The sequence below is a fragment of the Klebsiella sp. HMSC25G12 genome (assembly GCF_001807705.1).
GTDB classification, from domain to species: domain Bacteria; phylum Pseudomonadota; class Gammaproteobacteria; order Enterobacterales; family Enterobacteriaceae; genus Klebsiella; species Klebsiella variicola.
Map to the genome: position 1 here is coordinate 412,391 of NZ_KV789908.1, position 19,369 is coordinate 431,759.

Below are 19,369 nucleotides of genomic sequence, written 5' to 3' on the forward strand. Positions count from 1 at the left end.
ATGCTACGTTATCCGTTGATTATCCCACGACACGGGTAAAGATTTTTTGATAATCAGTGGCCGCGATAAGTTTTTCCAGTTGCTCGACCAGCGTGCGCAACCCCTGCTCATCTTCAGCTGTGAAGCGGCCGTACGCCGTGCTGTCGATATCCAGCACGCCGATAATCTGGTCGTTCACGCGCAGGGGAAAGACAATTTCTGAATTACTGGCCGCATCGCAGGCAATGTGACCATCAAACGCATGCACGTCCTCTACGCGCTGGACCTGGGCTTGCGCCACCGCGGCGCCGCAGACGCCGCGACCAACCGGAATGCGCACACAGGCCAGTTTGCCCTGGAACGGCCCCAGTACCAGGGTATCGCCTTCCAGAAGATAGAAACCGGCCCAGTTGACCTCGCTCAGCCGCTCGAACAGCAGCGCGCTGGTATTGGCGATCATCGCCAGAAAACTGGTTTCACCTGCCATTAATGCCTGGAAATCGCGGTTCAGATCCGCGTAAAATTCTGTTTTGCTCATTATATCTTCACTTGGTTGTCTTACTGCCTGATACGTACAGCCTACTAAAATAAGCATTAAATGCGCTTAGGCTCAAGATGAATTCATTCATAGGTTAAGATAGTGAGATACATTCATTCCTGTACGTAATAAATGCCGATAAAAACACCAACGATTAAACCTGCGAAGAAGTTGGTCGTGCATGCCGTCAGCACACCGCTTCCCTATGCGCATTATCAGCGCTGTACGCAGTGTGACATGCTCTTTCGCTTACCGGTGCTTAAACGCAACCAAAGCGCCTGGTGTCCACGCTGCAACGCCAAGGTGCGCGATGGGCGCGACTGGTCGCTGACGCGTTTGGGCAGCATGGCCGTTGCGATGCTGCTGCTCATGCCTTTTGCCTGGTCGGAGCCTCTGCTGCGCCTGCACCTGCTGGGCGTGCGCATCGACGCCAACGTCCTGCAAGGGATCTGGCAGATGACCGCGCAGGGTGACCCGCTTACCGCCGCCATGGTGCTGTTTTGCGCGGTGGTCGCCCCGGTGCTGCTGGTGGTCTCGATTAGCTATCTCTGGCTGGGCAACGTGCTGGGGATGAACCTGCGCCCGGTGCTGCTGATGCTCGGCAAGCTCAAAGAGTGGGTGATGCTGGATATCTATCTGGTGGGTATTGGCGTCGCCTCCATCAAGGTGCAGGATTACGCCTTTCTGCAGCCCGGCATCGGCCTGGTAGCGTTTATCTCGCTGACGCTGCTGAGCATCCTGACGCTTATTCACATGAACGTCGAAGAGCTGTGGGAGCGTTTCTATCCTGAACGGCCGGCGACCCGCGCCGATAACAATTTACAGGTGTGCACCGGCTGCCACTACACCGGCTACCGCGACGCGCGTGGCCGCTGCCGACGCTGCCACTCCCCGCTGCATTATCGCCGGCCGCAGAGCCTGCAGCGCAGCTGGGCGGCGCTGATTGCCTCGCTGATATTTCTCTTACCAGCCAACCTGCTGCCGATCTCGATCATCTATGTTAACGGTGCGCGCCAGGACGATACGATCCTTTCCGGGATCATCTCCCTTGCCAGCAGCAATATCGCCATCGCCGGAGTGGTATTTATCGCCAGTATTTTGGTGCCATTCACCAAAGTTATAGTGTTATTTACCCTATTGGTCAGCATACAATTCAAGTGCGAGCAAGGCTTGCGCACCCGCATCCTGCTGCTGCGGCTGATAACCTGGATTGGCCGCTGGTCGATGTTGGATCTGTTTGTTATTTCACTCACCATGTCGCTAATCAATCGCGATCAGCTCCTCGCTTTCACCATGGGGCCGGCGGCGGTTTACTTCGGCGGTGCGGTAATTTTAACTATTCTTGCAGTTGAATGGCTGGACAGCCGCTTACTTTGGGACGCACATGAGTCAGGAATCGCCCGCTTCGCAGACTGAAGCCAGAATAAAAACTAAACGCCGTATTTCGCCATTCTGGCTGTTGCCGGTTATCGCGCTGCTGATTGCCGCCTGGCTCATCTGGACCAGCTTTGACGACCGCGGATCGACGATTACCATCGATTTCCAGTCCGCTAACGGCATTGTGCCGGGGCGGACGCCTATCCGTTATCAGGGGGTCGAGGTCGGCACCGTCCAGGATATTAGCCTCAGTAAAGATCTGAGTAAGATAGAGGTTTCCGCCAGCATCAAACGCGATATGAAAGATGCCCTGCGCAAAGAGACCCAGTTCTGGCTGGTCACCCCAAAAGCCTCTCTGGCGGGGGTCTCCGGGCTGGATGCGCTGGTGGGCGGGAACTACATTGGCATGATGCCTGGCAAAGGTGAGCCCGAAGATCACTTCGTGGCCCTCGACACTCAGCCGAAATACCGCATCAACAACGGCGAGCTGATGATCCACCTGCAGGCGCCGGACCTTGGCTCCCTGAACAGCGGCTCGCTGGTCTATTTCCGCAAGATCCCGGTCGGGCGCGTGTATGATTTCACCCTGAATGCCAATAATCAGGGGGTCACCATCGATGTCCTGATCGAGCGCCGGTTTACCAACCTGGTGAAAAAAGGCAGCCGATTCTGGAACGTCTCCGGGATCAAAGCCGACGTCGGCCTGAGTGGGGCAAAAGTGCAGCTGGAGAACCTTTCTGCGCTGGTGAACGGCGCTATCGCCTTCGATTCACCTGCCGATTCGCAGGTTGCGGCGCAAAACGATGACTATCATCTGTACGAAGATCTGGCGCATAGCCAGCGCGGTGTGCTGGTCACCCTCGACCTGCCCGACGGCGATGGGCTGAAAGCAGGCTCGACGCCGCTGATGTATCAGGGGCTGGAAGTGGGTCAGTTAAGTAAGCTGAATCTTAACCCCGGCGGCAAAGTGACCGGCGAGATGACCGTCGACCCGAGCGTGGTGACGCTGCTGCGTGAGAAGACGCTGATTCAGATGAAGAAGCCGAAGATTTCCCTCGATAACCCCAGCGTCAGCGCCCTGCTCACCGGCAATACCTTTGAACTGGTACCCGGTGAAGGCGAGCCGCGCAACCACTTCTCCGTCATGCCAGCAGATAAAGCGCTGCTGGAGGAGCCCAACGTCGCCACCGTCACGCTCTCGGCGCCGGAAAGCTACGGGATTGACGGCGGCCAACCGCTGGTGCTGCACGGAGTAAAAGTCGGCCAGGTGCTGGAGCGCAAACTGACGGCCAAAGGGGTGACCTTCCAGGTGGCGATTGCCCCCGAATACCGCGATCTCATTCGCGGTGACAGTAAGTTTGTGGTTAACAGCCGTCTGGATGTTAAAGTCGGACTCGATGGCGTGCAGGTGCTGGGGGCCAGCGCCAGCGAATGGGTTAATGGCGGGATCCGGGTCATTCCGGGAGAAAAAGGCGAAATGCAGAGCAGCTACCCGCTGTACGCCAACCTCGAAAAGGCCCAGGAAAACAGCCTGAGCGAAGTGCCGACCACGACCTTAAGCCTCTCAGCCGAGACCCTGCCTGACGTTCAGGCCGGCTCGGTGGTGCTGTATCGTAAATTCGCCGTCGGCGAGATCATCGCCGTCAAACCGCGCAAAGACGCTTTCGATATCGATTTGCATATCAAGCCGGAGTACCGCTACCTGCTGAGCAACAACAGCGTCTTCTGGGCCGAAGGGGGGGCGAAGGTCAAACTTGACGGCAACGGACTCACCGTTCAGGCCTCGCCGCTGGCGCGCGCCATTAAAGGGGCGATCAGTTTCGATAACCTCAATGGCAGCAGCGCCAACGCGCGGCTGAATAACAAACGTATCCTTTACGCTTCGGAAACGGCGGCGCGCGCCGTGGGCGGCCAGATCACCCTGCACGCGTTTGACGCCGGGAAGATGGCGGCCGGGATGCCGATTCGTTATCTCGGCATCGATATCGGTCAGATCCAGTCCCTGGAGCTGATCACCGCCAAAAACGAAGTGCAGGCGAAAGCGGTGCTCTACCCGGAATACGTCGGTACCTTCGCCCGGGCCGGGACCCGCTTCTCGGTGATCACCCCGCAAATCTCCGCCGCGGGCGTCGAGCATCTCGACACCCTGTTCCAGTCCTATATTAACGTTGAGCCGGGACGCGGGCCGGCGCGCCGCGACTTTGAGATCCAGGATACGACGATCAGCGACTCACGTTATATCGACGGCCTGAACATCGTGGTGGAAGCGCCGGAGGCGGGGTCGCTTGGCATCGGTACGCCGGTCCTGTTCCGCGGCCTTGAGGTGGGGACGGTCACTGGCCTGTCGCTGGGGTCAATGTCCGATCGGGTGATGGTGAAACTGCGTATCAGCAAGCGCTACCAGTATCTGGTACGCAATAACTCGGTGTTCTGGCTGGCCTCGGGTTACAGCCTCGACTTCGGCCTGATTGGCGGCGTGGTGAAAACCGGGACCTTCAACCAGTTTATCCGCGGCGGGATCGCCTTTGCCACGCCACCGGGGACACCGCTGGCGCCGAAGGCCCAGGATGGCAAGCACTTCCTGCTGCAGGAGAGCGAGCCGAAAGAGTGGCGGGAATGGGGCACCGCCCTGCCGCAGTAACCCTCACAACGCCTTCTCCCGCACCGGCCAACGCCGGGGGCGGGAAGATGACTCACCGCACGCCCCGGTGTCCTGCACCGGGGCGTTTGTGCTAAACTGCGCACCCTTTTTTTCTGTGGTGCGCTGCCTGTGGCTGAAAATACTGTCTATTTCCCTGAAGCGTTTCTCGCTCAAATGCGTGCGGCAATGCCCGCGCATCTCTCTTTCGACGACTTTATCGCCGCCTGCCAGCGCCCGCTACGCCGCAGTATTCGCGTCAACACGCTGAAAATCAGTGTGGCCGATTTTCTGTCTCTGGTCGCCCCGTATGGCTGGCAGCTGACGCCGGTCCCCTGGTGTGAAGAGGGATTCTGGATCGAGCGGGACGGCGACGATGCCCTGCCGCTGGGCAGCACCGCCGAACATCTCAGCGGGCTGTTCTATATTCAGGAGGCAAGCTCGATGCTGCCGGTCGCCGCTCTGTTCGCCGATAACCCGCAGCCTGAACGGGTGATGGATGTTGCCGCCGCGCCGGGGTCTAAGACCACCCAGATTGCCGCCCGAATGGGTAACGCGGGCGGCATTCTGGCCAATGAGTTCTCCGCCAGCCGGGTGAAGGTGCTGCATGCCAACATTAGCCGCTGCGGCATCAGTAACGTCGCCCTGACTCACTTCGACGGCCGGGTTTTCGGCGCGGCGCTACCCGAAGCTTTCGATGCCATCCTGCTTGATGCCCCCTGTTCGGGCGAAGGCGTGGTGCGTAAAGATGCTGACGCACTGAAAAACTGGTCGCCGGAGAGCAACCTCGACATTGCCGCCACCCAGCGCGAACTTATCGACAGCGCCTTCCATGCCCTGCGTCCTGGCGGGACGTTGGTGTATTCGACCTGTACCCTGAATCGCGAGGAAAACCAGTCGGTTGTTCAGTGGCTGCTGTCCCGTTATCCACAGGCGGTGGAGATCCTGCCGCTGGGAGATCTGTTTTCCGGCGCGGCCGATGCCTTAACCGCAGAAGGATTTTTGCACGTGTTCCCGCAGATCTACGATTGCGAAGGCTTCTTTGTCGCTCGCCTGCGCAAGACCGCGGCGATCGATCCGCTCCCGGCGCCAGGCTATAAGGTCGGCAAATTCCCGTTTACGCCGCTGAAGAGCCGGGAGGCCGCCGCGGTAACTGCCGCCGCCAGCGCTGTTGGCCTGGTGTGGGACGCAGGTCATACGCTGTGGCAGCGGGATAAAGAGCTGTGGCTGTTCCCGCAGGCTATGGAGCCCCTGTTTGGTCAGGTGCGTTTTTCACGCATCGGCGTACGCCTGGCAGAGGTGCACAATAAGGGGTACCGCTGGCAGCATGAGGCGGTTATCGCCTTTGCCGCGCCGCAGCGCGCCTTCGAGCTGACCCAGGAGGAAGCGGAGGAATGGTATCGCGGACGCGACGTCTATCCGCAGACCGCGCCGCAGCAGGATGAGGCCATCGTGACCTTCCAGGGTGTCCCGCTGGGTCTGGCCAAGCGCGTCGGCTCCCGTCTGAAGAATAGCTACCCGCGCGAACTGGTGCGCGATGGGAAACTTTTTGCCGGCAAGGTGTGACGCCGCGCAAAAAACGCGCACTTTTTGACTGGCGGTTTTCACCCCATTGACTACGCTGAAAAATGACGGCCTCAACTGGTCGTACCACAACTCAGCTGAAAAATGGGGTGAAGCGATGAGTAAAACCAATGTCCGCATCGGCGCGTTTGAGATAGACGATGCCGAACTGCACGGTGAACATCAGGGAGAGCGAACGTTAAGTATTCCCTGCAAATCCGATCCAGATTTATGTATGCAGCTTGACGCCTGGGATGCCGATACCAGCGTGCCCGCTATTCTCAATGGCGAACATTCCGTGCTCTACCGTAAACATTACGACCGCCAGTCTGATGCCTGGGTCATGCGCCTTGCCTGACTCAAATGAACCCGTCGCCTGAGACGGGTTATTTATTTTCCCGTCCCGCCGTCATCCCCTACACTAAAGAGTATGTGAACCCGAGCATGAGGCCAGGATGTTTGCCTTGGTGTTGTTTATTTGCTATCTGGATGGCGGCTGCGAGGACATTGTGGTTGACGTCTACCGCGAGGAAACGCAGTGCTTAGTGGCGATGGAGGATCAGCGGATCCGCCACGGCGGCTGCTATCCGATAGAAGATTTTATTGATGGCTTCTGGCAACCCGCCAGCGAATACAGCGATTTTTAACCTGCCGATTGCAGCGCCACCAGCGTCAGCGTTCCGCCAAACACGGCGCCCGTATCAATATAGTGTTGATTATCGCGTTCATAAGGCGTGCGAAGCGGCGTATGGCCAAACCAGAAATGGTCTGCTCCGGCGATGGCGCCATGACGTCCCGCCAGATGTTCGCTCAGGCGATGACGGCTCCATAACACCCGCTGGGGATCCACCGGCTGCTGCCAGCGATAGACTGGCGCCGGATAATCGGCATGGGCGATCACATGCCGGGCATCTGCACACCCAACTTCAATAATCAACGGTAGCCGCTGACAACGCGCTAACAGCCGGTCGGCCTCGGCGCGCTGCTGCGCGGTGCCCCGGCCATACCAGTCGCCGCCATTCATCTGCCAGAGTGCCATATCCCCGCTCTCCAGCGCCTCCAGCGCCATCTGTTCATGATTCCCCCGAACGGCCCTGAACCAGCGGCAGCGCAGCAGGCCGAGGCAGTCAGCGCTCTGCGGTCCGCGATCGATCAGATCGCCCACGGAAATGAGCAGATCGGCCCAGGGATCAAAGCGCAGCTGACGCAGGCGGCCCATCAGTAGCGCAAAGCAACCATGCAGATCGCCCATCAGCCAGATATTACGCCAGTCGCTACCATTAATACGTTGATACATATAATTACCTCTCTGCTGTAATTATAGGTAATTGCGCCGAATCCCCCGTGATTTTTATTTACACCTCAATCGATTTTAAACAAACGGGAAATATAGTCGGCCAGAGGATTAAGCTTATCAGAAGCTCGCTTTAAAATAGGAGGAAATAACAACGAGGTGTTTATCGTGACAGACAATAGCCTGCATTCAACCAGCGTGCTTGCGCCGCGCTCGCATCTTATTGCCGATCTGGTGATGGGCAGACTAATACCTGCACCTATCTGGCGGCAGAAAAATTTTCGCCTCAAATTTCTGCTGCGTACGGCGTTATTTTATAGCCCCACCAAAGCAATGCTTGAGTCGCTTAGCGCCCGTGATGATTTTAATCAGCTTCTGACCGCGCAGGCGACCTTGCCGGGGAAAGTGCACCGTCAGTACCTGACGCGCGATCTTAACGCCTGGCAGCGGGCGATGGCGGTGATAAGTCATTATCGCTACATCGATACCCTGCAGGGGTCGCTGCTGGCGCATGCCATGACCGCGGTGAGCGAGGTCCCGCTGCTGACGCTGAACGGAAAAGACGACAGCCCGTTCACTCTCTCCGCCTCCTCAGCCGGGAAGGCTGAGCGCGAGGGCGAAACCACATTATGGCTACGCGACGGCGATCACACCCTGTTGGCCAGCGCAACCTTTAGCGTGACCTGGGACGGTGAAGCCTGGCAACTGGTCATCGGCGGCCTGCAGGGGCCACGGCGCCACGTTTCCCATGAGGTGATTAAGCAGGCCACTCGCGCCTGCTTCGGCCTGTTCCCGAAGCGCCTGCTGCTGGAGTTCATTTGGCTACTGGCCGCTCGCAGCGCTATCGAGTCGATTTATGGCGTCAGCGATAACGGCCATGTGTTCCGTGCCCTGCGCTATCGTCTGAGCAAGGGCCGCCATTTCCACGCCAGCTACGACGAGTTCTGGCAGTCCATCGATGGTAAGCCGGAAAGCGCGTGGCGCTGGCGGCTGCCGCAGCGTCTGGAACGAAAATCACTGGAGAGTATCGCCAGCAAAAAACGGGCCGAATACCGGCGTCGGTTCCAGCTGCTGGATCAGCTGGCTGAGCAGGTGGACATCCTGACGCAACCGCGCCATGGTGCGTAAATGTCGCTGCGGATAGCGCCGCGCTGACACGCGGCGTTTGCTTATTCGGTCGTTATTTCGCTACTATCATGGCCCCTGGCGCCATTGGATAGTGGTTGGCATGATGAGTAAAACCGAAATTTTCCTGCTGATTCTTCTTGCGGTCATTCTGCTGGGCTGCGTATGGTTTATTTTTAGCGATGAAATTTGGCTTTTGCTCTGCTATCTCGAAAGTAAAATATATCCCACCTTTAGCGTCCCTGAATAATTTTAGCCGCTGTAAATAGCGGCGCATTCGCTTATTATTTTTAGCGATACGGTCGTTCATTGATAGCTAATCGCATGAATTGCCAAACCTATTAGACTTTGCTTATTTTATTTGTCATACAAATGTGTATACTAGCAGGCTTCCGATGTTGGCCCGCCAGTTAACCTGCACGCCGGGCCTGGTTAGGTGCAGGTTTTTTCTTTTCTCTTTCCACCCCAGCTTCAGATCTCTCCTTCCCGACGCAACCCTTCCTCAGGATGCGATTTGTGTGTAAATGGATTGTGTATGCTAAAAACGGTGTGCTATAACGGGACATCCAGAGGCCAGCCTGGGGTTTGACTGACATGATGTCGCTGGCTATTGCGAAAGCAGAAAGTTACCGATAAAAAGAGACCGAATACGATTCCTGTATTCGGTCCAGGGAAATGGCTCTTGGGAGAGAGCCGTGCGCTAAAAGTTGGCATTAATGCAGGCTAAGTCGCCTTGCACTATAAGAATAGTTTAACGCGTCAGCTTTTCCAGTCCGTGGCCAATGTGGTCGTATAATTCCTGGGAAACGGCTGTCAGCCAGTAAAAAACCGCCACTGCCGTTATCCGGCAAGGGCGGTTTTTTTTATGCTATTACAGTAAGATAACGCGGAACGCTAGCAGAGCTTCTGCGCTCGCTCGATAAATGGCGCAAGACTCATTTTTTGTCCCGGATGCTGCGGATCGTCGATCTGGATCACCGAGATCGGCTGCGCGGTCGTCTTGCCGGCTTTAACCTGCTGTTCCGCGACGTCATTGAGCGGATACTGGACCAGCGTACTCGGGTTGATGGCGTAAAGCGCGTTACCCGGACGGCAGGTCAACATCACCTCTTCACGGTTGAACGCCCAGCTCTCCTTCCCCACTTCAAAGCGGCTCACGGTGATAATTTGCGGCGCCGCCAGAGCAGCCCCGGAGCTTGCCAGTAACAACATGGTCAGAACAATTTTTTTCATGATTTTGCCAGTTAATTCAATAAGGTTCCCAGGTGGCAAACAGACTGACGGCCAGCAGCGCCAGCGCGCCCAGCCCTATCTCAGCCTGCGTGGTTCGCAGGATCAGGCTTTCCGCCCGCGAACCGCTTGCCGACATGCGCGGTACCAGAACATACCTGTTCACTAAGGCAATTACCACCATCCCGGCGACCAGCGCACATTTGATCAACAGCATGCGCCCCCAGGGCGAGGTGCCGATCACCGCCCCCTGGATCAACAGCGCATTGACCACGCCGCTGGCAAGGGTGCCGGCCACCGCCAGATGTCCATAACGCGAAAAGCGCGCCATGGTATAGACCGCAGCCTGACGCCAGCGCCCCTGCGCCAAACGCAGGCAGTAGATGAAGGGCAACAGGCCGCCGAACCAGCTGGCGACGCAGAAGAGGTGGACGGCATGATTAGTCCGCTGCAGGGCGCCGAGTAAGCCATCGTGCATAGCAGCATGCCCAACCCCGGCGGAAAGCAGCAGCTGGGCCGCCAGCAGGGCCATCAGTTGCCTGGCGCCGTGATGGGGACGGATCCACACCACGGCGAGAGCAGTCAACGCCAGCAGGATCTGCCAGATCCACACCCCGCCGAAGCGGGTACCCGCTACCGCCTGCCAAACGGCGGGCTGCCAGACATCCGCCCAGCCCTCGCCCATTATCCCCCCCTGCAGCAGATACAGCGCCACGGTTGAGAGCGCGCCAATCAACATCAGGGGGCGCAATAGCGGATAAAAGCGGTGCATCAGCACGCGCCTCAGCGGTACCGGCGCCCACCAGGCGCCATACAGCACGCAGCCAAAAGCCAACATCAGGGTGATAAAGTGCCCAAAACGCAGCGTGATATAGAGCCCGGTCAACATCGATCACTTCACGCTAAAAGTGTATTGCCCTTTGGTTTTATGGCCGTCAACCGAGACCACATGCCATGCTACGGTGTACTCCCCCGGAGGCAACGTTTCCGCCAGGGGTAAGGTGACCTGAGCGGGGTTGTCAGCGCTGCGGGTCAGTTTACCGGCGGCTACCGCGTGCTGCTGCGGACCGGTGACGGTCACGCCGCTGAAGGCCGGTTCGATCCCTTCTGAGAAACTGAGCGTCAGCGTCTGAGGAGGCGCGGTCAGTTGGGCACCCGCGGCGGGGATCTGCTGTTGCAGGTGAGCATGGGCGAAGGCGCCTGCCGCGGTTAACATACCGGCAAACGCAACGGAGAGGCGCAACGCGCGTCCAGCGAGGAGTCGCATATTCGTCATTCCCTTTTGTTATGTCTGTAGGACAGAGAATAACCCTGTATAATGGCAGAGTCGAGCTAAGCGTCAGCGCCTCGACCGGGTTTACCAGCACACTGGAGTTAATAATGGAAAGAAATCTGGCCAAAATTTCGCAAGCTGAGATGGATAAGGTCAACGTCGATCTCGCCGCCGCCGGCGTCGCCTTTAAGGAGCGATACAACATGCCGGTGGTCGCTGATTTGGTCGAGCGTGAGCAGCCCGCCCATCTGCGCGACTGGTTCCGCGAACGACTGATCGCCCATCGGCTGGCCTCTGTCTCGCTTTCCCGACTGCCCTGGGAGCCGAAGCAGAAATAATGCGCGCCCGCCTGCTCCCCATCGGTTGGCAAGACCACCCAATTCCTTTACGCTTGTTGTTTTGCTCTGGAGCGAGCCATGCTGCGCGTCATTGATACCGAAACCTGCGGCCTGCAGGGGGGCATCGTCGAAATCGCCTCGGTCGATATTGTCGACGGGCGAATCACTAACCCGATGAGCCATCTGGTGCGTCCTGATCGGCCCATCACGCCGCAGGCGATGGCTATCCACCGTATAACGGAAGAGATGGTCGCCGATAAGCCGTGGATTGAAGAGATTATTCCGCATTATCTTGGCAGCCCCTGGTATGTCGCGCACAACGCCAGCTTTGACCGCCGGGTGTTACCGGAGATGAGCGGCGAGTGGATTTGTACCATGAAGCTGGCCCGCCGCCTGTGGCCGGGGATCAAATACAGCAATATGGGGTTATATAAATCACGTAAGCTGAATGTGGCGACCCCGCCGGGGCTGCATCACCACCGCGCGCTGTATGACTGCTATATCACCGCCGCGCTGCTGCTGGATATCATCAACGTTTCCGGCTGGACGCCTGACGAAATGGCCGATATCACCGGCCGCCCGGCGCTGCTCACCACCTTTACCTTCGGCAAATACCGGGGTAAAGCGGTGGCCGAAATTGCTGAAAACGACCCCGGCTACCTGCGCTGGTTATTCAACAATCTCGACCGGATGAGCCCCGAACTGCGTCTGACCCTCAAACACTACCTCGGGGAATAATCGTCACACAGCCGCTTTTCCCGGCAGTGTCCCCTGCGCCAGGGCAATGAAAAAGGCATACTCCAGGGCCACCCCTTCATAGCTTTTAAAGCGCCCGGATTTGCCGCCATGGCCGGAATCCATATCGGTACAGAGCAGCAGCAGGTTATCGTCGGTTTTCAGTTCCCGCAGTTTGGCCACCCATTTCGCCGGCTCCCAGTATTGCACCTGGGAATCGTGCAGTCCGGTGGTGACCAGCATATGCGGATAAGCCTGCGCCCGGACGCCGTCGTAGGGGCTGTAGCTTTTCATGTAGTGGTAATAGGTTTCATCCTGTGGATTCCCCCACTCTTCAAATTCCCCGGTGGTCAGTGGAATAGATTCGTCCAACATGGTGGTCACCACATCGACGAACGGCACCTGGGCTATCACGCCATGAAACAGCTCAGGACGTTCGTTAACGGCCACGCCCATCAGCATCCCGCCGGCGCTGCCCCCCATGCCATAGCAGAGCTGCGGATCGCCGTACCCCTGGGCCAGCAGCGCGTCACAGACGTCCAGATAGTCGTTGAAGGTATTTTTCTTACACAGAAATTTGCCGTCCTCATACCACTGCTGCCCCAGCTCGCCCCCGCCGCGGACATGGGCGATGGCGTAGACAAAGCCGCGGTTGAGCAGGCTCAGCCGGCTGGCGCTGAAATCGGCATCGATACTCTCGCCATACGAGCCGTAGCCATAGACCAGCAGCGGATTGCTCCCTTTGCGGAAATGGTCGCGATGGTAGACCAGCGATACCGGAACCTCGACGCCATCGCGGGCGGTCACCCACAGGTGTTCGCTCTGGTAGCAGCTCGTGTCCAGCCCCTTCACTTCCTGCTGCTTGATAACCCGCCGCTCGCCGGTATCCATATCCAGTTCAAACAGGGTGTCCGGCGTGGTCATGGAGGAATACCCGTAGCGCAGTCGCGACGTTTCAGGTTCCGGATTATAGGCAAGCCAGGTGACATAGGCCGGATCGTCAAAGGCGATCCCTACCACCTCCCGGGTCTTGCGGTTAATTTGCCGCAGGCTGGTCAGGCCGCGCTGGCGCTCCTCGACGACCAGCCAGTCAGTAAACAGGGTAAATCCTTCGAGCATCACGTCGTGACGCGGCGGGATCAGCGTGGTCCACTGATCTTCATCGCGCAGCACAGTACGGTAGAGGCCAAAATTCTTCCCCTCCCGGTTGGATCGCAGATAGAACGCGTGCTGATAGTGATCGAGGCTGTATTCGTGATCTTTCCGCCGCGGCAGGAAGCAGACCGGCTCGGCGTCAGGGAGTTCGGCGTTGAGCAGTAATGCTTCACTGGTGGTGGCGCTGGAGAGATAAATCACCACGAACTGCTGGGAAGTGGTCTTATGTACGCTGACGTAGAAGGTCTCATCTTTTTCTTCATAGACCAGCACATCACTCTGCGCCGCGGTACCCACCGTGTGGCGCCAGACCTGATAAGGCAGCAGTGTGGTGGGATGTTTACGCACGTACCACACAAAGCGGGAATCATTGCTCCAGGCAAACCCGGAGGTAACATTTTCCAGGATCTCCGGGTACCATTCATCGCTGCTAAGGTTGCAGAAGCGCAGGCCATACTGGCGGCGGGAAAGATAATCCTCCGCCACCGCCATCAATTGGTTATTCGGCGCGACGCCCAGTCCGCCAAGGGTGTAGAACTCACTCTTCGCCGCCCGCTGGTTGCCGTCGAGCAGGATCTCCCACTCGTCCCACTCCTCTTTGAGCACCGACTGGCGCTGATAGATGGCGTATTCACAGCCCGGCTCGTAAACCTGACGGTAGCGAAAACCATTTTTACTGTAAGGGGCGGAGACTTCCCGTTGCGGAATGCGGTCGATAATTTCTTTCAGCAGACGTTCCTGCAGGCTGAGCTGCGAATCCATCACCCGCTTGCCATAGGCGTTCTCCGCGTGCAGGTACTCCAGCACGTCAGGTCGCGCGCGCTCATCGTCGCGCAGCCAGTAATAGTTATCGATGCGTGTATCGCCATGCAAGGTCATGGCGTGAGGGATCCGTTTGGCTTTAGGTGGCATGTTGTTCTTCTGCTGCTTTATCGTGACACAAGAGCATTCAGGTCACACGGCGGCGCCTGAATGATGACGTGTCTATAAGGGTGGCAAAAGACGCGGGCGATGCAAGCGAAACGTGATAATTTAGACGCTTAGCGCTTGTTTTTGTGACTGGATATCCTGTTCTATATCGGCCCGGACATCCTTTGGCAGTGACAAAGCGTCTCCCAGCGCGTTCAGATAACTGCGTTCCATAAAGTGGTCGATATCAATGACCGCGCAGCTGACGTAGTAGATCTCCAGTGCCTCCTGCGGATCAACGATGCCCTCCGCCAGACGCTGAGGATCCAGCGGTTGGGCCAGCGCCTGGTCGATCAGCACCCGGGCCTGAACGTCGATATTGGCCGCCCGCAGCTGGGCTTCAATATTAGCCCGTTCGTGATCATCTATATGACCATCGCTCCTGGCGGCAAAAACCAGCGCGGTGATCAGTCGCACGCTGCGCGGATCAACGTCCGCCGGCACGGCAGCCGGCGTGTTCGCCCCGGGGACAGGCGCGTTTTGAGCGCGCATCTTCTGCTGATACTTGTTCCATAACACCGTACCCGCCACCGCCCCACCGCCAGCCAGCAGCGCGCTGGTGCCGTACTTCGCCAGCAGTTTGCGTGAGGATTTACTGGCCACCAGCAACCCGGCCAGCCCGCCAATCGCGCCGGGCAGCAGTGCGCTCCCTTTTGACGACTCGCCTGTCGATGACGCGCCCTGCTGCCCGAGCAGCGACTGCAGTTGATTAAGCCAGTTAGCCATGGTTTTCCTCTCAGGTGATAAAACACTGCTATCAGCCTAAACGACGCGATGTCAGGAAATGTTAGATCTGGCTAAAGATGCGCAAAGGTGGGCGCGGCAGACAAATCCCTGCCAAGCCAGGCCATAGCTGGCTGCCGCCAGTCAGGCCACTTTCGCCTTACGCGCTTTGGTCGCTGGCGCCGCGGCGTCTTCCGCTGGAGAAGCCTCTTCTGCCGCCGACGGCGCGGGTGAGTCGTGCGCGGACGCATCCTGCTCCGGCAATCGGCCGACGCGCAGGATATGCTGCAGCGCCTCTTTTCGCTCTGCCAGCCACATCGCCATGGTGTCACGCTGGGCGTCATCCATCTCCAGCGGCGATGCCACCAGCCAGTCATTCAGCACCTCTGCCAGATCGAGCATTTTGTCGTAAGCGTCGGCCTCTTTTTTGCTGGCAAAAGACATTTTTTCCTCACCTTCGCGGATCACAACATATTTAATTTCAACCGCCATGCTGCAGCCTCTCAATACTGTATTTTTATACAGTATAACAAATTTCCTCTCCGGACTCAACTCACGCGCGTAAAGACAGACGCAAACGTTTTCGTTTATAATCGGCAGCATCTTTTTTTACTGCGGAAGAGAGTTATGACTGTATTAGGCACCGCGCTGCGCCCGGCAGCCACCAAAGTAATGCTGTTAGGTTCCGGCGAGCTGGGCAAAGAAGTCGCTATTGAATGTCAGCGTCTGGGCATTGAAACTATCGCCGTCGACCGCTACCCCGATGCCCCGGCGATGCAGGTCGCCCACCGCGCCCATGTCATCAATATGCTGCACGGCGAGAGCCTGCGCGCTCTGATTGAACAGGAAAAACCCGATTACATCGTGCCGGAGATCGAAGCTATTGCTACCGATACCCTGGTTGAACTGGAACAGGCCGGGCAGAAAGTAGTCCCCACGGCGCGGGCGGCTAAGCTCACCATGAACCGCGAAGGCATTCGCCGCCTGGCGGCAGAAGAGCTGCAGCTCCCCACCTCCAGCTATCGCTTTGCCGACAGCGAAGAAGGCTTCCGCGCGGCGGTCACCGACATCGGTTTGCCGTGCATCGTCAAACCAGTGATGAGCTCCTCCGGCAAAGGTCAGAGCTTTATCCGCTCGGCTGACCAGCTCAGCGAAGCCTGGCGCTATGCGCAGCAGGGCGGCCGCGCCGGCGCCGGGCGGGTGATCGTCGAGGGGGTGGTGAATTTCGATTTCGAAATCACCCTGCTCACCGTCAGCGCCGTCGACGGCGTGCATTTCTGCGCCCCGGTTGGCCATCGCCAGGAAGACGGCGATTACCGTGAGTCCTGGCAACCGCAGCAGATGAGCGACCTGGCCCTCGAACGTGCCCAGGCCATCGCCCGCAAGGTAGTGCTGGCGCTGGGGGGTCATGGCCTGTTTGGCGTGGAACTGTTCGTATGCGGCGACGAGGTGATCTTCAGCGAAGTTTCCCCGCGCCCACACGACACCGGCATGGTAACGCTGATCTCGCAGGATCTCTCGGAATTCGCCCTGCACGTTCGTGCCTTTCTTGGACTGCCCGTCGGCGCTATCCGCCAGTACGGTCCGGCCGCTTCCGCAGTGATCCTTCCGCAGCTGACCAGTCAGAACGTCAGCTTTGGCCAGCTGCAATCGGCCGTCGGGGCTGGCCTGCAGCTGCGACTGTTCGGCAAGCCCGAGATTGACGGTACCCGCCGCCTGGGGGTGACCCTCGCCGTTGCCGATTCGGTTGAAGAGGCCGTAGCGCGGGCTAAAACCGCCGCCGCTGCGGTCATCGTCGAAGGCTAAAGACAAAAAAACCCGGTCGCGTTGCCGCTGACCGGGTTGTCGACCCTGAGGCGCGGTTTACTTCGCGCCTTCCACCGCTTCACGCGCCAGGGTGGTGATGCGATCGTAGTCGCCGGCCTCCAGCGCGTCGGCTGGCACCAGCCAGGAACCGCCGATGCACAGCACGCTATTCAGCGCCAGGTAGTCACGGTAGTTGGCCGGAGAAATACCGCCGGTAGGGCAGAAACGAATGTGGCCGAACGGACCAGCAATCGCCTGCAGGGCTTTCACGCCGCCGTTGGCTTCCGCCGGGAAGAATTTAAACTCTTTCAGACCATACTGCATACCCAGCATCAGCTCGGAAACCGTGCTGATCCCCGGGATCAGCGGAATGGTGCCGTCTTCGGTCGCCGCTTTCAGCAGGGATTCGGTCAGTCCCGGGCTGATAGCGAACTGCGCGCCAGCTTCCGTTACCGCTTTCAGTTGCTCGACGTTGGTGACCGTGCCCGCGCCGACAATCGCGTCCGGCACTTCTTTAGCAATCGCGCGGATCGCTTCCAGGGCGCACTCGGTGCGCAGGGTGACTTCCAGCACGCGCACGCCGCCCGCGACCAGCGCTTTCGCCATCGGTACCGCATGCTCCAGCTTTTTCACCACGATAACCGGGACAACCGGACCGGAGGTGAGGATTGCTTCTGCTGTTGTTTTCCAGTTTTTCATCAGGATTTTCTCTCGCCAGATCTAGAAATAAAATCGTCTTAAAAAGTGATGCAGGTTGCGCCCTGTTCCGCGCCAGAGAGCTTCTCACGCAGCGCCCCAAACATCTCCCTACCGGTTCCCACGCGCGACGCGCTGAGGTCAGGGATATGCGGCTGACGCGCCGCCAGTTCGGCATCGTCCACCAGCAGCGTCAGTTCTCCCGTCTGCCCGTTCACGCGAATCACATCGCCATCGCGCACCTTCGCCAGCAACCCACCATCATAGGCTTCAGGCGTGACATGGATTGCTGACGGGACTTTACCGGAGGCGCCAGAGAGTCGACCATCGGTCACCAGCGCTATTTTGAAACGGCGGTCCAATAATACACCAAGTGGCGGCATAAGTTTATGTAATTCTGGCATCCCGTTCGCTTTTGGCCCCTGATGACGGACCACCACCACACAATCTTTATCCAGCAGGCCCGCTTCAAAGGCCGGCAATACGTCGTGTTGGCTCTCGAACACCACCGCCGGCGCTTCGATCACCTGATTCTCCACCGGGACAGCCGAGGTTTTCATTACCGCGCGCCCCAGGTTGCCGCTCAGCACCTTGGTGCCGCCGTGACGGGAGAACGGTTTCTCGAAGGTCGCGATGACCTGATCGTCAAGCGGCGCTGTGGCCCCTTCACGCCAGTCCAGCTCGCCGTTGTTGAGCCACGGCTCCAGGGTATAACGCGACAGACCAAAGCCAGCGACGGTGTGAACATCCTCATGCAGCAGGCCGCCTTTCAGCAGCTCGCGCACCAGTACCGGAACGCCGCCCGCCGCCTGGAAGTGGTTGATATCCGCCGGGCCGTTGGGATAGAGGCGCGCCAGCAGCGGCACCACGTCTGACAGGTCAGAGAAATCGTCCCAGTTAATGATGATCCCCGCCGCGCGGGCCATCGCCACAAGGTGCATGGTATGGTTGGTAGAGCCACCGGTCGCCAGCAGCGCCACGATGCCGTTGACCACCACTTTTTCGTCGAACATTTTCCCCAGCGGCATCCACTCGTTGCCATTGCCGGTCATGCGGGTGACCTGGCGCGCGGCGGCGGCGGTCAGCGCGTCCCGCAGCGGGGCATCCGGATGGACAAAAGAGGAGCCCGGCAGCTGCATGCCCATAAACTCAACCACCATCTGGTTGGTGTTCGCCGTCCCGTAGAAAGTACAGGTCCCCGGCGCGTGGTACGAGGCAGCTTCAGACTCCAGCAGGGCCATACGATCCACTTTACCTTCCGCGTACAGCTGGCGAATGCGGACCTTCTCTTTATTAGCCAGGCCGCTGGCCATTGGACCGGACGGAATAAAGACCGACGGCAGATGGCCGAAAGAGAGTGCCGCCATGGTCAGGCCAGGAACAATTTTATCGCACACCCCGAGGTACAGCGCGCCGTCGAACATGTTATGCGACAGACCGATAGCGGCGGACATGGCGATCACTTCGCGGCTCAGCAATGAGAGCTCCATACCGTCCTGCCCCTGGGTTACGCCGTCGCACATTGCCGGCACGCCGCCGGCCACCTGGCCGACCGCATTGGCGCTATGCAGCGCTTTACGGATGATGTCCGGATAGTGTTCGTAGGGCTGGTGAGCGGACAACATATCGTTGTAGGAGGTAATGATGGCGATATTGTTGCGCAACATGCTTTTCAGAGAGGCTTTGTCGTCAGCCTGACAGGCCGCGAAACCGTGAGCCAGATTGCCGCAGGCCAGTTGCGCACGATGCACGGTGTCGGTTTTGGCCTGGTTAATCCTTGCGAGGTAAGCCGCGCGGGTGTCACGCGACCGTTCGATAATGCGATTTGTTACCCGTAACATTGTCGAATTCATAAAGGCTCCTCAAATTTGTATCTGTCCGGCCGCTGCGTGATGACGTATTTTTGTGCTAAAGGCCACCAACACCAGCG

19 protein-coding genes and 1 pseudogene are annotated in these 19,369 nt (G+C 58.5%); 10 read left to right on the top strand and 10 right to left on the bottom strand.

Annotation, left to right across the window (positions count from 1 at the left end):
- Positions 1-3 precede the first annotated feature (3 nt).
- A pseudogene (locus tag HMPREF3096_RS20570) lies at positions 4-517 on the bottom strand (GAF domain-containing protein).
- Between the two features lie 132 nt (positions 518-649).
- Here HMPREF3096_RS20570 and yebS point away from each other — a divergent pair.
- From yebS to HMPREF3096_RS20595, 5 genes are all read left to right on the top strand, one after another.
- A complete protein-coding gene (gene yebS / locus HMPREF3096_RS20575; protein WP_012541267.1) occupies positions 650-1,933 on the top strand; it encodes a membrane integrity lipid transport subunit YebS in 1,284 nt (427 codons plus the stop codon).
- Positions 1,902-4,535 carry a PqiB family protein gene (locus tag HMPREF3096_RS20580; protein ID WP_016161386.1) on the top strand — a complete coding sequence of 878 codons (2,634 nt, stop codon included), beginning with the start codon at positions 1,902-1,904 and terminating at the stop codon, positions 4,533-4,535. Before yebS ends, HMPREF3096_RS20580 begins: the two co-directional genes overlap by 32 nt.
- Before the next feature lie 129 nt (positions 4,536-4,664).
- Positions 4,665-6,098 carry a 16S rRNA (cytosine(1407)-C(5))-methyltransferase RsmF gene (gene rsmF, locus HMPREF3096_RS20585; RefSeq protein WP_008804274.1) on the top strand — a complete coding sequence of 478 codons (1,434 nt, stop codon included), beginning with the start codon at positions 4,665-4,667 and terminating at the stop codon, positions 6,096-6,098.
- Positions 6,099-6,213: 115 nt separating this feature from the next.
- Complete coding sequence (locus HMPREF3096_RS20590) at positions 6,214-6,453, top strand: YebV family protein (RefSeq protein ID WP_002911393.1); 240 nt, start codon at positions 6,214-6,216, stop codon at positions 6,451-6,453.
- Between the two features lie 97 nt (positions 6,454-6,550).
- Complete coding sequence (locus tag HMPREF3096_RS20595; RefSeq protein WP_002911395.1) at positions 6,551-6,742, top strand: YdfD/YebW family protein; 192 nt, start codon at positions 6,551-6,553, stop codon at positions 6,740-6,742.
- Here HMPREF3096_RS20595 and pphA read toward each other — a convergent pair.
- Complete coding sequence (gene pphA / locus HMPREF3096_RS20600) at positions 6,739-7,392, bottom strand: protein-serine/threonine phosphatase (RefSeq protein ID WP_008804273.1); 654 nt, start codon at positions 7,390-7,392, stop codon at positions 6,739-6,741. The genes HMPREF3096_RS20595 and pphA overlap by 4 nt on opposite strands.
- 156 nt (positions 7,393-7,548) lie before the next feature.
- Here pphA and HMPREF3096_RS20605 point away from each other — a divergent pair, with 156 nt between their 5' ends.
- Both HMPREF3096_RS20605 and HMPREF3096_RS31025 read left to right on the top strand, forming a co-directional pair.
- Positions 7,549-8,517: a VirK/YbjX family protein gene (locus HMPREF3096_RS20605; protein WP_162493241.1), complete on the top strand. Its 969-nt coding sequence runs from the start codon at positions 7,549-7,551 to the stop codon at positions 8,515-8,517.
- Positions 8,518-8,620: 103 nt separating this feature from the next.
- Complete coding sequence (locus HMPREF3096_RS31025; RefSeq protein ID WP_048268691.1) at positions 8,621-8,764, top strand: Ecr family regulatory small membrane protein; 144 nt, start codon at positions 8,621-8,623, stop codon at positions 8,762-8,764.
- Between the two features lie 644 nt (positions 8,765-9,408).
- Here the strand turns inward: HMPREF3096_RS31025 and HMPREF3096_RS20615 are convergent.
- The 3 genes from HMPREF3096_RS20615 to yobA are packed head-to-tail and all read right to left on the bottom strand — an operon-like array spanning position 9,409 to position 11,011.
- Positions 9,409-9,747, bottom strand: coding sequence for a YebY family protein (locus HMPREF3096_RS20615; protein ID WP_008804271.1), 339 nt, complete (start codon positions 9,745-9,747; stop codon positions 9,409-9,411).
- Positions 9,748-9,763: 16 nt separating this feature from the next.
- A complete protein-coding gene (gene copD / locus HMPREF3096_RS20620; protein ID WP_023322895.1) occupies positions 9,764-10,633 on the bottom strand; it encodes a copper homeostasis membrane protein CopD in 870 nt (289 codons plus the stop codon).
- A gap of 3 nt (positions 10,634-10,636) precedes the next feature.
- A complete protein-coding gene (gene yobA, locus HMPREF3096_RS20625) occupies positions 10,637-11,011 on the bottom strand; it encodes a CopC domain-containing protein YobA (protein ID WP_016161388.1) in 375 nt (124 codons plus the stop codon).
- A gap of 113 nt (positions 11,012-11,124) precedes the next feature.
- Between yobA and HMPREF3096_RS20630 the strand changes: the two genes are divergently transcribed.
- The gene (locus HMPREF3096_RS20630) at positions 11,125-11,355 is read left to right on the top strand and encodes a DNA polymerase III subunit theta (RefSeq protein WP_012541260.1); all 231 of its coding nucleotides are present in this window, start codon (positions 11,125-11,127) and stop codon (positions 11,353-11,355) included.
- A 78-nt stretch (positions 11,356-11,433) separates the two neighbouring features.
- A complete protein-coding gene (gene exoX / locus HMPREF3096_RS20635; protein WP_008804267.1) occupies positions 11,434-12,093 on the top strand; it encodes an exodeoxyribonuclease X in 660 nt (219 codons plus the stop codon).
- 3 nt (positions 12,094-12,096) lie between these two features.
- Here exoX and ptrB read toward each other — a convergent pair whose 3' ends face one another.
- The 3 genes from ptrB to HMPREF3096_RS20650 all read right to left on the bottom strand — a co-directional run bounded on the left by ptrB (position 12,097) and on the right by HMPREF3096_RS20650 (position 15,429).
- On the bottom strand, positions 12,097-14,157 hold the full coding sequence (gene ptrB, locus HMPREF3096_RS20640) for an oligopeptidase B (protein ID WP_032738870.1): 2,061 nt from the start codon (positions 14,155-14,157) through the stop codon (positions 12,097-12,099).
- 120 nt (positions 14,158-14,277) lie between these two features.
- Positions 14,278-14,940, bottom strand: a complete 663-nt coding sequence (locus tag HMPREF3096_RS20645; protein WP_012541257.1) for a tellurite resistance TerB family protein — start codon at positions 14,938-14,940, stop codon at positions 14,278-14,280.
- A 141-nt stretch (positions 14,941-15,081) separates the two neighbouring features.
- Complete coding sequence (locus HMPREF3096_RS20650; RefSeq protein ID WP_012967680.1) at positions 15,082-15,429, bottom strand: YebG family protein; 348 nt, start codon at positions 15,427-15,429, stop codon at positions 15,082-15,084.
- 135 nt (positions 15,430-15,564) lie between these two features.
- On the opposite strand from HMPREF3096_RS20650, the gene purT reads away from it, so the two are divergent.
- Complete coding sequence (gene purT, locus HMPREF3096_RS20655) at positions 15,565-16,743, top strand: formate-dependent phosphoribosylglycinamide formyltransferase (RefSeq protein ID WP_012541255.1); 1,179 nt, start codon at positions 15,565-15,567, stop codon at positions 16,741-16,743.
- A gap of 57 nt (positions 16,744-16,800) precedes the next feature.
- On the opposite strand, the gene HMPREF3096_RS20660 is transcribed toward purT, so the two are convergent.
- Together HMPREF3096_RS20660 and edd are read right to left on the bottom strand one after the other, a co-directional pair.
- Positions 16,801-17,442 carry a bifunctional 4-hydroxy-2-oxoglutarate aldolase/2-dehydro-3-deoxy-phosphogluconate aldolase gene (locus HMPREF3096_RS20660; protein ID WP_002911423.1) on the bottom strand — a complete coding sequence of 214 codons (642 nt, stop codon included), beginning with the start codon at positions 17,440-17,442 and terminating at the stop codon, positions 16,801-16,803.
- Between the two features lie 38 nt (positions 17,443-17,480).
- Positions 17,481-19,292: a phosphogluconate dehydratase gene (gene edd, locus HMPREF3096_RS20665; RefSeq protein ID WP_008804261.1), complete on the bottom strand. Its 1,812-nt coding sequence runs from the start codon at positions 19,290-19,292 to the stop codon at positions 17,481-17,483.
- Between the last annotated feature and the right edge of the window lie 77 nt (positions 19,293-19,369).